Annotated in this window: 11 protein-coding genes; 10 read left to right on the top strand and 1 reads right to left on the bottom strand. The window is 61.3% G+C overall.

The window, feature by feature from the left end; all coding sequences use genetic code 11:
- Nucleotides 1–155: 155 nt before the first annotated feature.
- The 9 genes from IB249_RS08295 (at nt 156) to IB249_RS08255 (ending at nt 9,085) form a co-directional block, all read left to right on the top strand.
- Nucleotides 156–1,322, top strand: coding sequence for a thiolase C-terminal domain-containing protein (locus IB249_RS08295; RefSeq protein ID WP_192303460.1), 1,167 nt, complete (start codon nt 156–158; stop codon nt 1,320–1,322).
- A 10-nt stretch (nt 1,323–1,332) separates the two neighbouring features.
- Complete coding sequence (locus IB249_RS08290; protein WP_225606877.1) at nt 1,333–1,734, top strand: Zn-ribbon domain-containing OB-fold protein; 402 nt, start codon at nt 1,333–1,335, stop codon at nt 1,732–1,734.
- Entirely contained in the window at nt 1,731–2,189 is a 459-nt protein-coding gene (locus tag IB249_RS08285; RefSeq protein WP_192303458.1) for a MaoC family dehydratase, read from the top strand. Before IB249_RS08290 ends, IB249_RS08285 begins: the two co-directional genes overlap by 4 nt.
- Entirely contained in the window at nt 2,182–2,931 is a 750-nt protein-coding gene (locus IB249_RS08280; RefSeq protein WP_192303456.1) for an SDR family oxidoreductase, read from the top strand. Before IB249_RS08285 ends, IB249_RS08280 begins: the two co-directional genes overlap by 8 nt.
- Nucleotides 2,932–2,995: 64 nt before the next feature.
- Entirely contained in the window at nt 2,996–4,033 is a 1,038-nt protein-coding gene (locus IB249_RS08275; RefSeq protein ID WP_192303454.1) for an ABC transporter substrate-binding protein, read from the top strand.
- Between the two features lie 57 nt (nt 4,034–4,090).
- Nucleotides 4,091–5,848 carry an ABC transporter permease gene (locus IB249_RS08270; RefSeq protein ID WP_192303452.1) on the top strand — a complete coding sequence of 586 codons (1,758 nt, stop codon included), beginning with the start codon at nt 4,091–4,093 and terminating at the stop codon, nt 5,846–5,848.
- Entirely contained in the window at nt 5,845–6,924 is a 1,080-nt protein-coding gene (locus tag IB249_RS08265) for an ABC transporter ATP-binding protein (RefSeq protein WP_192303450.1), read from the top strand. Before IB249_RS08270 ends, IB249_RS08265 begins: the two co-directional genes overlap by 4 nt.
- A gap of 54 nt (nt 6,925–6,978) precedes the next feature.
- Nucleotides 6,979–7,776, top strand: coding sequence for an enoyl-CoA hydratase (locus IB249_RS08260; protein WP_192303448.1), 798 nt, complete (start codon nt 6,979–6,981; stop codon nt 7,774–7,776).
- Nucleotides 7,777–7,879: 103 nt separating this feature from the next.
- Entirely contained in the window at nt 7,880–9,085 is a 1,206-nt protein-coding gene (locus IB249_RS08255) for a CaiB/BaiF CoA transferase family protein (protein ID WP_192303446.1), read from the top strand.
- Between the two features lie 77 nt (nt 9,086–9,162).
- Here IB249_RS08255 and IB249_RS08250 read toward each other — a convergent pair whose 3' ends face one another.
- Nucleotides 9,163–11,337: a TonB-dependent siderophore receptor gene (locus IB249_RS08250; RefSeq protein WP_192303444.1), complete on the bottom strand. Its 2,175-nt coding sequence runs from the start codon at nt 11,335–11,337 to the stop codon at nt 9,163–9,165.
- 172 nt (nt 11,338–11,509) lie between these two features.
- Between IB249_RS08250 and IB249_RS08245 the strand changes: the two genes are divergently transcribed.
- A complete protein-coding gene (locus IB249_RS08245) occupies nt 11,510–12,400 on the top strand; it encodes a serine hydrolase domain-containing protein (protein ID WP_192303443.1) in 891 nt (296 codons plus the stop codon).
- Nucleotides 12,401–12,431 lie beyond the last annotated feature (31 nt).

Genomic DNA, 12,431 nt, shown 5'->3' with positions numbered 1-12,431 from the left:
GTTTTCTCCAGGGCGCTGACATCCTTTGGCTACAGCAAGGCTCATGCCAGATTTCGGTGCTTTGAATGCACCAATCAAGCAGGTTCTAACTGCTTGTTGCGCAGCGTTCGGATAACGGAACTTGATGACATGGTTTTCGAACTGAGGAACACAGGTTGAATATTTCCGGACGCGCCGCCATCGTCGGCGCCTATGAATCACCGCGAAGAGACGCCCAGGGCGTCCACCCGTTCGCCATCCAGGTGGAGTGCATTCAGGCTGCGCTGACCCAGGCCGGTTTGACCCTCGGCGACGTTGACGGCTTGTGTGTCGCCTCCGGCGATTGGGCCGAGGGGGGCGGTGTCAACAGCGTTACCGAGATGGCTGAGTATTTGGGTATCGAGCCGCGCTGGTTCGACAGTACCGACGTCGGCGGTTGCTCGTACCTGGTCCATGCCGCGCATGCCGCCGTGGCGATTGCTGCCGGGTTGGTCGACGTGGTGGTCATCAGTTACGCCGCCTCGCCCCGTTGGTGGCCGTTGAACACGCCGTCTTTCGATCCTTTCGTTCTGCCCGCCGGGCCTGGGCAGTTCGAGTTGCCATTCGCGCCCACGTTGATCTCCACGTATGCGATGTATGCCCGGCGCCACATGCATCTCTACGGCACGACCCCGGAGCAGTTGGCCGAGGTGGCCGTCACGTTCCGACAACATGCCGCCGCTAATCCGGATGCCTTTCTCGGCGCCAAGTCGATCACCGTCGATGACGTGTTGAGTTCGTCGATGATCGCATCGCCCTTGCATCGCCTGGATTGCTGCGTGGTCACCGACGGCGGTGGCGCCATTGTCATGACCAGCCGCGAGCGAGCCTTGGATTGTCGGCACAAACCGGTCTATCTCGCTGGTTTCGGCATGGCCACCCAGCGCACCCAGATCAGTCAGATGTCCCGTGAGCTGATCACTCCGGCGGCGCGAACCGGGCCTCGGGCATTCGAGATGGCCGGGCTTGCGCCGGCGGATGTGGACGTCGCGCAACTCTACGACGCCTTCACCATTACCCCGCTGCTGGCACTGGAAGACCTTGGCTTTTGCCCTCGGGGCGAGAGCGGCCGTTTTGTCGCCGATGGCAACCTGAAAATCGGCGGGGCCTTGCCGTGCAACACCGACGGCGGCGGCCTCGCTTCGAATCATCCCGGCAAGCGCGGGCTGCTGGCCCTCATCGAAGGCGTTCGCCAACTGCGCAACGAAGGGCCTGGCGTGCAGGTTGACGACGCCGAGGTCGCGCTCGTCCACGGCCTGGGCGGCACGTTCTGCGCCGCCGCCACTCTCGTTCTGACCGTTTGAGGAAATGCCCATGGTCACACTCAGCCCCGTGATTACCGACAACCTGTCTGCTGCCTGGTGGCAAGCCAATCAGGACCACCGATTGCTCGTCCAGCGCAATCCCGTCTCCGGTGCCTGGCAGTGGTACCCGAGGGCCCATTGCATCGATGACCTCTCGGTTGCGCCGCAATGGGTGCAGGTGTGCGGGCGCGGCACGGTCTTCACCTACTCGGTGATTCATCGTGGCCACACGCGTCTGGATGCGCCCTACGTATGCGCGGTCATCGAGCTAGAAGAGGGGCCGCTGATGTTGTCGCAGCTTCACGATATCCAGGTCGAGGACATCTCGATCGGCATGCAGGTGATGGTTACGTTCACCGCCCTGGATTCATCCACCTCACTGCCTGTGTTCCAGGCCCGGAGCAAGCCATGAGTACCACCTTGTATTTTGAAGACCTGGTGGCTGACCAGTCAGTGCAGTCTTCGCGCATCACCGTGACGGAGACCCATATCGTACTGTTCGCCGGGTTGACGGGAGATTTCAATCCGCTGCACATGGATGAGGAGACCGCGCGCCAGGGGCTGTTCGGACGTCGGATCGCGCATGGCATGTTGGCCCACTCGATGAGCACCGGCCTGCGTTCGAGTATCGATGACTGGGCGATCCTGGCGTTCATGGAAACCCGACGCCGATTCGCTGGCCCGGTCTTCGCAGGCGACACCCTGCATTACGTCGCTCAGGTACAGGAGCTGCGCAGGAGCCATTCCAACCCGTCCCGTGGCATTGCAAAGGTTTCCTTGCGGCTTCTGAACCAGAACGACGAGTTGGTGCAGGAAGGCGAGGATGTGTTTGCCGTCGCCTGCCGGGAAGGAGCCACGCATGAATAAGCGTCTGCAAGGCCATGTCGCGTTGGTCACGGGAGGTGCCGGCGGCATTGGGTCCGCCATTTGCCTGCGCCTGGCCGAGGAGGGTGCAAGGGTGGTCGTCGCGGACCTGGGCGCGGGAGCACAGAACCTGGCTCAGTCCCTGATTGCGCAAGGGCATGAAGCCTGCGCCGTCAGTCTCGATGTCTCGAGTCGTGCCAGCTGGCAGGCCGCCGTGGCTGAACTTCCGCCAGGCTTCGAAGCGCTCGACATCGTGGTCAACGTTGCAGGCATAGTACGGGATCGATCATTGATAAAAATGACCGACGAGGAGTGGCAGGCGGTCATCGACGTGAACCTGCGCGGCTCATGGTTGGGGTGCCAGTTCGGTCTGGCGGCCATGAACGGGCGGGGATGGGGACGGATTATCAATATCGCTTCGACGGCGATCTTCGGCACGTTCGGGCAATCGAACTACTCGAGTGCCAAAGCGGGTGTGGTTGGCTTGACGCATACGGTCGCCCTGGAGGCGGCGCGCCATGGCGTGCTGGTCAATGCGGTTGCACCGGGCATCGTGGAAACACCGATTCTGGCCAGTGTGCCGGAGGATGTCAGAGAGAAATGGATCTCCAGAATGCCCTTGGGGCGGCCGGCACAACCGGCGGAAATTGCATCGGTCGTCGCCTTCCTGGCTTCGAACGATGCCAGCTACATGACGGGGCAAGTGCTGATCGTTGATGGCGGGGCGACAACAGGCGACTACTGATCCCGCCGATTCCAGACAACCATTGAAAATGTATCGCAGTCACTGAACGCGAAGGAGTCTCAAGATGGTCGAATTTACACGGCGCAGATTTTTGCAGGCCAGCGGTATTGCGGGTGCAGGCTTGGCGGCAGGGTTGATCCGACCCTCGTTTGCCGCTGACGAAACGCTTTATGAAGCGGCCCGCAAGGAGGGCGCGCTGAACCTCTATTGGGGTTCCTATGAGCAGAAGACCATCGAAGCCATCCGTGATGCCTTCATCCGTCGATATCCGGGCATCAAGGTCAATCTGCTGCGTCAGGCTTCGCAGACCATCTACACCCGTTTGCGTCTTGAACTGCAGAACAACGCGCCCAATTGCGACTCCCTCGGCAGTACCAACATTCTTCATTACCTGGAACTCAAGAAGATCGGCGCCCTGTTGCCCTACAAGCCTGCGGGCACCGAGTTCTTGCCCGCTGAATTCCAGGGGCTGGACAAGGATGACACCTATCAGGTGGGTGCGATCAGCCTGACGTGCCTCAACTTCCAGTCGGCCAAAGTCACCTCGGCTCCCGCCACCTGGGAGGCGGCACTCGACGGGCAGTGGGCAAACAAGTTGACGGTGGGTAGCCCGGCGTTCTCCGGTGACGTCGCCTCCTGGCTGGTGGCCATGCGCAAGAAGTACGGCGACAACTACCTCAAGGAACTGAGCAAGCTGAATCCGAAAGTCGGCCAGTCGAACGTGGACACCGTCACCGACATTCTGTCAGGTGAACGTGTGGTCGGGCTGGGCGCGCCTTTCAGCTACTCGCTGACGCAGAAAGCGGCGGGTAACCCGATCGATGTGCAGCCGCCCACCGATGGCACCATTCTCAACCTGGGACTGAGCGCCATCCCCCTGAAGGCACCGCACCCTAATGCGGCCAAGCTGTTCTCTGATTTCCTCTACGACCTGGAGGTCTCGCAGATTCTAGCCGCCAACTTCTGGCCGACCCTGCGCACCGACGTGCCGTGGGCGGAAGGTCGCAGCCTTGAGCAAATCAGCTGGTACCGCAACCCACCGGAGGATCTGGCGGCAGAAGTGGCCGAGGGCATCGCCAAATGGAAAGAAATCATTGGGTGAGCCTGTGCAGGCTACGGCTTGCAGATTGACCGTTGTCAGATTCAGGAGTGACCCTTCATGGGCGTATTTGCAATAGATTCATCGTCGGCAACCTCAGGGGCCGGCACACGCCGACACCGACCGTGGGTACGTTGGTCCGTGGTGTCGGTGGTACTGATTTGCCTGTTCTTGCTGGTCGCGCAACCCGTGGGCTGGATTGTCTACAACAGCCTGCACGATGACGCGACACAACAATGGACGCTCAATAACTACGTGCGCCTGGTGACAGCCAAAGGCATGCTCGCGCCGCTGGTGAACTCGATCATCCTGGCATTTTCCACGGCGGCGTTCTCCACCTTGCTCGGTGTGCCTCTGGCCTGGCTGGTGGCCCGTACCAACATGCCGGGTCGCGGGATGATCAGGATGTTAACCCTCGGTGCGTTCGTCACGCCGTCGTTCATCGGCGCGCTGGGATGGATCCTGCTGGCGGCCCCGAATGCCGGGTGGCTCAACTCGCTCTATCGCTTCCTGTTCGACAGCTCGCAGCCGCTGATGAACATCTACTCGATGGGCGGTGCGATCTTCGTCTGTGCGATCTACACCGTTCCCTACACCTTCACCATTGTCGCCAGCGCGCTGGATGACATGGCGGTGGAACTCGAGGACGCGGCGACGACGCTTGGGGCGGGGGTGTTGCGCACGATGTTCAGCGTCACCATTCCGATGGTGATGCCGGCGGTGATCGTCGGTTTCATCCTGTCGTTCATCCAGGGCATGACGTTGTTCGGCGTGCCGGCGTTCCTGCTGACCCCCTCAGGCACAGCGGTGGTGACCACCAAGCTCGCCGAGTTCTATCAGTTGTTTCCGCCTGAGCTGTACATGGCGGCGGCCTACTGCATGCCGTTGTTGCTGCTGACGGGTGGGTTGTTCTGGGTGCGCAAGAAGATTCTCGGCCGCCGACGTTTCGTGATGATCGGCGGCAAGAGCCGGGCAGGCCGTCGCATCGATCTGAAAGGCTGGCGCTGGGGCGGGCTTGCCTTTGCCCTGATCGTACCGGTAACGGCGGTGCTGCTGCCGTACTTTGCACTGGTTGTCGTCTCGCTTTCCAAGGCCTGGGGGCAGGGGCCGTCGCTCGGCAATCTGACCTTTCACTGGTACCGCTGGGCGATCCTGGAAAACGCCGAGACTCAGGCCGCGATCCTCAACTCGCTTTCCTACGCTGCCGGCGCCGCCACCGTCTGTGTGCTGCTGGGGGCGGTGATCGCCTACATCGTCGAGCGTCGACTGGTGGCCGGTACCACGATCATTGCCGGCCTGACCAACCTGCCGATCATCATCCCGGGGATCGTGTTGTCGGTAGGGTTCTTCGCCGCCTATACCCAACCTCCGCTGAGCCTGTACGGCACCTCGGCGATCATCGTTGCGGCTTTTGTGGCGACCTTCCTGCCGATTGCCTATTCCCACGGCGGGGCGATTCTCAAAGGCATCAGCCCCGACCTGGAGCGGGTGGCGAGGATTCTCGGCGCCAGCGAAGCGAAGACCTTCACCAGCATCACCGCACCGCTGATGCGATCCGGGCTGATCTCCGGATGGCTGCTGGTGTTCATTCCGGTGATGCGTGAGCTGTCGGTGGCGGTGTTCCTGATTACCCCGAGCACGAACGTCATGACCACGCTGATTTACAACTACAAGGACGGCGGCAACTACGAGGCGGTGGCAGCGGCCAGTGTATTGCTGCTGGTGGTCACCATGCTGGTGGTGGTGATCGCTCAACTGCTGAGCGTCAAGCTGGCAAAACATAAACGCGCAAGCACCGACCCTGGAGTCGCCCAATGAGCCAGATCCATATCCGTAACTTGCAAAAAAGCTTCGGTCAGTTTCAGGCGCTCAAGGGCATCGACCTGACCGTCGAGGACGGAACATTGCTGGCCTTGCTCGGCCCGTCGGGCTGCGGCAAGTCGACGACGCTGCAGTTGCTGGCCGGGTTCGAAACGCCCAGCGGTGGTGAGATCCGGGTCAACGACCGGGTCATTTCCAGCCCCCAGGGCGTGGTGCCACCCGAGCGCCGGGACATTTCCCTGGTGTTTCAGAATTATGCGGTCTGGCCCCACAAGACCGTGGCCGAGAACGTGGCGTTCGGGTTGCAGATCCGCAAGGTGCCGCGTGCAGAGCTGGAGCAGAAGCTGAAAAAAGCGCTCAAGACCGTGCACCTCGATCACCTGGCGGACCGCTATCCCTCCGAGTTGTCCGGCGGGCAGCAGCAGCGCGTGGCTCTCGCGCGGGCGCTGATTGTCGAGCCCAGCATCCTGTTGCTCGATGAACCGCTTTCCAACCTCGACGCTCACCTGCGCGAGGAAATGCGCTTCGAAATTCGACGGGTGCATGACCTGCTCGGGTTGACCACGGTGTACGTGACTCACGATCAGGGGGAAGCCCTGGTGACCGCCAACCAGGTGGCCGTCATGAACGGTGGCAGCGTCCAGCAGTTGGGCTCGCCTCGGGAAATCTTCGAACGGCCCGCGAACGCGTTCGTTGCGGCCTTCATTGGCAGCAACAATGTCATTCCCGCACGGATGACTCCTGCTGGTACCGCACAGTTCGGTGAGCAGGCACTCCGGGGTGTTGATCGCAGCGGTGTGCAGCCTGGCGAGGAGGTGACGCTGTGCATCCGCCCTTCGAAGGTCCGTGTCGTGGCGCCGGGTCAGGGCGCGGACAACGTATTGCCGGGCACCGTGCTGCGCACCGCTTATCTGGGCGAGTACTGCGATGTGCTGGTGGATATCGGCAACGGTGCCACGGTGCGGGCTTTCACACCGCCGCAGATCGATTATCAGGTGGGCCAGGTGGTGTTGCTGCAACTGCCGGAAGATGACTGCCATCTGCTGCAGCCGGGCAGCCGCATCACCAGTTGATGAGCGGGCGGGCAGCAACATTCAAATGCAGATTGTGAAGAGCAGGGTGTAATGATGAAAACGAGTGAAACCACAGAAGTTGTTCGACAACGGCGGGGCAGTGTCGAATGGGTGATTTTCAATCGGCCGGAGGCGTTGAACGCCATGTCGCCGGCCATGGAGGAGACGCTGACCCGCGTTTTTCTCGACCTGGCCCAGGACGACTCGGTCAAGGCGTTGGTCCTGACCGGGGCTACGGGCAAGCGCCCGTCGTTCATGGCGGGGGCCGATTTCGGCGCATTGGAGGACGCCAGAACCGAAGCCGAATTCCTCGAGCTGGAAGGCCACAGCGAAACGCTGATCGCTGCTCTGGAAGCGTTGAAGATTCCCACGCTCGCGGCCATCGCCGGCCCCTGCGTCGGTGGCGGTGCCCTGATCGCCGCCGCCTGCGATGTGCGCATCATCAGCCCTTCGGCGCGCTTTGGTTTCCCCATCGCCCGCACGGTTGGCAACTGCCTGAGTGCATTGAACTACCAGCGGTTGATCGACCTGTTCGGGCCGGCGATGACCAAGGAAATGGTGTTCAGCGCGCGGTTGGTCGATGCGATCGGGTTGATGGCCAGCGGAGCATTTCGCGAGTTGGTCGCTGAGGAGGAGCTGGAGTCGGCAGCGCAGCGAGTGTCCGAACACCTGACGCAATTGGCGCCCCTCACGCTGTGGGCGACCAAAACCGTACTGCGGCGCCTGCGGGATGCGCAGGTGGCGAATGTGCAGGATGAGGATGCGTTGCTGGGCTGCTATCAGTCCGCTGATTTTCGTGAGGGCGTTTCAGCGTTCCAGCAGAAGCGTTCGCCTGCCTGGCAAGGACGCTGATTCATTTAACGCGATCGATCACTAACAACAGAGAACTTCAACTTCTCTACATCTAATTCCTAATGTGCTCAGGTGATCCTTAATTGCCTGACGGGGTGAAGTCATGTCTACGAAAACGGATAACGCCAATAAAGGCCCGCTGAGCGGTATACGCATCATCGATGCCACCCATATGCTGGCCGGCCCCTATTGCACCTGGTTGCTGGCCAGTCTGGGTGCCGACGTGATCAAGGTCGAACGGCCCAACGGCGGTGATTACACCCGGGGTGTCGCGCCGTTCAAGGATGACGGCAGCATTTATTTCAACAGCGTGAACCGCAATAAACGCAGTTTGACCCTCAACTTGAAAGATGAAGAAGGCAAGGCGGTATTGCGTAAGCTCCTGTCCACGGCCGATGTGTTCGTGGAAAACAATCGGGCCGGGGCCATGGAACGTTTGGGTTTTGGTTATGAGACGGTGCGCGAATACAACCCGGGTCTGGTTTACGCAGCCATTTCCGGGTTCGGTCAGGACGGCCCGTACAAACATTTGCCATCCTTTGACGTGGTGGCCCAGGCCATGTCCGGCATGATGAGCATCACCGGTGAAGAGTTCGGGCCACCTGCGCGGGTCGGGATTTCCCTGGGCGATATCGGCTCGGGCTTATTCACGACCGTCGGTGTGCTGGCGGCCCTGGTCGACAAGGAACGCAACGGCGGAACCGGTGCGTTCATCGATATTTCGATGCTTGATTGCCAACTGGCAATGATGGAAAACGCCGTGGCCCGCTTCCTTCAGGTCGGTGACGTGCCCAAACGTCTGGGCAGCCGGCATGCGCTGATTGCGCCGTTCCAGGCATTCCCGACCGCAGACGAACCCATCGCCATTTGCGTGGACACCGAAGAGCAATGGCAACGCCTTTGCGTCGCGATGGACTGTGCGGTGTGGATCGACGACCCGTTGCTGCGCGATGGCCCGCTGCGCGCCCGGAACCACGCGCACCTCGAGCCGCTGATGAAAACAAGGCTGACCGAGTTCGGTCGCGAACATTGGCTCAAGACGCTCCAGGCAGCCGACGTGCCGTGCAGCCCGATCAACACCGTGGCCGAGGCCATCGCCGATCCGCAGGTGCAGCATCGCGGGATGATCGTCGAAGTGCCGGCGCACTCGGGCAATCGCTATGTCAAGCATCCACTGCACATGCCTTACACCGAGATGGTCGAGGAGCAGCCATCGCCGACGCTGGGGGAACACAGTGCCAGTGTGCTGGAAGAGTTGGGGTTCAGCGAGGAGCAGATTCTTGCGTACAAGGCGCGTGGGGTGATTTGAGGCGGGGCGGGGTACCCAGACTGCGGGAGCGAGCATGCTCGCTCCTGCAGCAGCGTGTTCTTACCGAGGGCAAATCATCAGAAGCTGTACTTGGCCGTCAGCATCAGGTTACGCGGCGTCCCGTAGCTGTCGCCACCGTACTGGGTGGAGGTGCTGATCGAGGCGTAATAGTTGCGGTCGAAGATGTTGTTGGCGTTGAGTTGCAGGTCCAGGTTGCGGTTGACCTGATAACCGGCCATCAAGTCCGTCGTCGCGTAGCTGCCTTGTTTCAGGCGGTACTCGCTGCCGTCGGCCAGAGCGATGTCGTTGTACATGCGGCTCTGCCAGTAAACGCTGCCACCCACGCGCAGTTTTTCCAGCGGGCCCTGGAAGCGATAGCTGCTCGTCAGCTTGAACAGGTGTTCCGGGGTGTCGGTGTCGAATCGCTGATTCTCGTTCTGCGGGTTGGCGTCGTCCTTGAGCGTGTGCACACGGGCGTAGGTGTAGCCACCGCCGAGTTGCCAGTTTTCGGTGAGCGCGCCCTGCAGTTCCAGGTCGACACCCTGGCTGCGAATTTCGCCCGAAGGTTGGTAGCAATCGGCTTGCGGGCAGTTGGGTACGAAGACTTGTACCGCGCGGTTTTCCTGGTCGACGCGGAATACGGCCAGGCTCGCGTTCAGCGCGCCGCCCCAGTACTCACCCTTGATGCCGACTTCATAGTTCTTGCCCACAATCGGTTTGACTGGCGTCGCGGAGACGTCCTTCTCGCTTTGCGGAGTGAAGATGTCGCTGTAGCTGGCATAGACCGAATGATGCTCATCCAGGTCATAGATCAGGCCGGCGTAGCGGGTGACGTTGCGGGTCACCTTGTAATCGCCCTCGGCATCGCGGTTGTCGTAGTCGTACCAGTCAAGGCGTCCGCCGAGAATCAGCTTCAACGGGTCGGCCAGGCTCAGACGGGTGGTGGCGTACACACCATCCTGCGTGGTGATTTCACGGACGCGGTCGCTACGCGTGAAGTTAGGCTTGCCCGCCGTGATCGGCCAGAACATGTCGTAGGGCGTGTAGTTCTGGGTGGTCATGTCATAGATGCGCTTGCTCGCGCCGAGGACCAGTTCATGGGTGCGGCCAAATGCCTGGAACGGACCGCTGAGGAAGCCGTCCAGCCCGGTCTGATTCTCATCGTAGGTCGCCTGCCACACCGTGCGCTCCAACGTAGTGCCGTCCCAGCGCGACTGGTACGAGCCGCTGAACACGCCATTTTGCTCGGCGTAATTGGCGTTGACCTGCAGCTTCCAGTCGTTGGCCAGGTTGTGCCGGATCTCGGCGAAGACCGTGTTGACCTCCTGGTCCTTGTTTTCCCAAGACGTACCGGGGTTGTAGGAACGCGGCAGGTTCAGGTGATGACCGTCGAGGCCGATCATCGATGAGCCCCAGAAGTAGTTGGTCTTGTCCTTCTGGTGCGAGAAACCCAAGGTCAGGGTGGTGTCCTCGCTCAGGTCGGCTTCGGTGATCGCATAGAACAGGCCGTGGTTTTCCTCGACGTCATCGATGAAGCTGTTGGAATCCCGGTAAGAGGTCACCACCCGGCCGCGCAGGGTGCCGCTGTCGTTGAGCGGGCTGGAGGCGTCGACTTCGCCACGGTAATCGTCCCAGCTGCCGGCAGCGCCGGTCAGGGTGACTTTCTGCTCGGCCAGCGGACGCTTGCGCACCAGATTGATCGCCGCCGATGGGTTGCCTGCGCCCGTCACCAGGCCGGTCGCCCCCCGCACGATTTCCACCCGGTCGAACATCGCCAGGTTTGGCTGCACGCCCACCGCCCAGCCGTTGTAACCGCTGGGAATGCCGTCATACATCAGGTTGTCGATATCAAAACCGCGCGCCGAATATTTCTGCCGCCCTGGGCCGTCAGAGGTGGAAAGGTACAGGCCGGGGGTGTTCTTGACCACGTCGTTGACGCTGGTCATCGCCTGATCGTCCATGCGTTGACGGGTGATTACGGTCACTGCCTGGGGCGTTTCGCGCATGGTCAACGGCAATTTGGTCGCGGTGGACATGGCACCGGTGGTGTAGGACGTGGTGCCCTCGGTGGTGCTGCCCAGTTGGGTGCTGGTGATTTCGGTTGCGCCCAGTTCCAGTGTGGCGGGGTTGGATGGCTCCTGCGCTGTGCTGGCGTCGTCGGCCATCGCCGGAGTCAGGGTCGCCATGCAGATGGCCATGGCCAGCAGATCTCTGGACGTACGGAAACAGCGCAGCGGGGTCGGGCGCAACATGGACGGCTCCTGGTATTTAGTAATGATAATGTATATGAGAATCGTTACTAATTATTGTGGCAGGGTTTTTCGTTGCGCAGAAGTGGGGAAAGCGAAAAAATGATCGGACAGGACCGTTCGAGGTTTGCCGCAGAGCGGTCCGTAACCCCTTGAACCATCAGGAAATCCGTGAATGCTTTGGTCCGTATCGCTCAATGGTCAGCCCACGCCGACCGCGCAAGCTCACGTCAGGGTCCCATGGTGGAGTTTCACCAAAACGGTGCTGGCAGCAGCAGCGCTGACGCTTGTGCGCGATGGTGTTGTCCGACTTGACGATCCAGTCGAGGAGGGCCCGTTCACCCTGCGCCAACTCCTCAAGCATCAGGCCGGGCTGGCTGATTACTCGGAACTCCAGGACTACCACGCCGCCGTTGCCGAACATCGGCAACCCTGGCCCGCCGCCGAAATGCTCCAACGGCTTGACGGCACCCGGCTGCGCTATTCACCGGGGACCGCGTGGCGGTATTCCAACGTGGGATACATGCAGGTGGCCGCTCTGGTTGAACGGTGTACAGGGCAACGTCTGGAACAGGCGCTGTCTCAACGAGTGTTTCTGCCCCTGGGTTTGACCCGGGTCCGGCTTGCACGAACACGGCAGGATCTGGCCGACGTACACCCGCCGTCCATGGCCGCCTATCATCCTGGCTGGGTGTATCACGGACTGCTCACAGGCCCGCTTTGCGAGGCCGCGCGATTGCTGGATCAATTGCTGGCCGGGCAACTGCTTCCTCCAGCGTTGCTGGATGAAATGCAGCACGCCATCGTGCTTGGCGGTCCCATTCCCGACCGGCCCTGGGCTACGCCGGGTTATGGTTTGGGTTTGATGATTGGCACAACGAAGGATGGGCACAGGCTGGTCGGTCATACCGGTGGCGGGCCTGGCGGCGTCATTGCGGTGTACCAGCTTCGCACTGACCAGTGCGTCGCGACCTGTTCTGTGTTTGGCGAGGGCCGTGAGGAGGGAGCGGTGGAGTCCGAGGCATTGGCGCGACTGCTGGCCATTGTCGGTAATCGCGCCGTTTGAGCTGAAGGTGGTCGCGACAGCTCAGCGGGCT

Origin of the sequence: Pseudomonas sp. PDM04, from assembly GCF_014851765.1 — a bacterium.
Classification (GTDB): domain Bacteria; phylum Pseudomonadota; class Gammaproteobacteria; order Pseudomonadales; family Pseudomonadaceae; genus Aquipseudomonas.
This window is presented reverse-complemented; position numbering and strand designations above follow the sequence as displayed.

Excerpts from the sequence above, each read along its gene's own strand:
- IB249_RS08290 (WP_225606877.1), top strand. The coding sequence starts at position 1,333 with ATGGTCACACTCAGCCCCGTGATTACCGACAACCTGTCTGCTGCCTGG.
- IB249_RS08285 (WP_192303458.1), top strand. The coding sequence starts at position 1,731 with ATGAGTACCACCTTGTATTTTGAAGACCTGGTGGCTGACCAGTCAGTG.
- IB249_RS08280 (WP_192303456.1), top strand. The coding sequence starts at position 2,182 with ATGAATAAGCGTCTGCAAGGCCATGTCGCGTTGGTCACGGGAGGTGCC.
- IB249_RS08275 (WP_192303454.1), top strand. The coding sequence starts at position 2,996 with ATGGTCGAATTTACACGGCGCAGATTTTTGCAGGCCAGCGGTATTGCG.
- IB249_RS08270 (WP_192303452.1), top strand. The coding sequence starts at position 4,091 with ATGGGCGTATTTGCAATAGATTCATCGTCGGCAACCTCAGGGGCCGGC.
- IB249_RS08265 (WP_192303450.1), top strand. The coding sequence starts at position 5,845 with ATGAGCCAGATCCATATCCGTAACTTGCAAAAAAGCTTCGGTCAGTTT.
- IB249_RS08260 (WP_192303448.1), top strand. The coding sequence starts at position 6,979 with ATGAAAACGAGTGAAACCACAGAAGTTGTTCGACAACGGCGGGGCAGT.
- IB249_RS08255 (WP_192303446.1), top strand. The coding sequence starts at position 7,880 with ATGTCTACGAAAACGGATAACGCCAATAAAGGCCCGCTGAGCGGTATA.
- IB249_RS08250 (WP_192303444.1), bottom strand. The coding sequence starts at position 11,337 with ATGTTGCGCCCGACCCCGCTGCGCTGTTTCCGTACGTCCAGAGATCTG.
- IB249_RS08245 (WP_192303443.1), top strand. The coding sequence starts at position 11,510 with ATGCTTTGGTCCGTATCGCTCAATGGTCAGCCCACGCCGACCGCGCAA.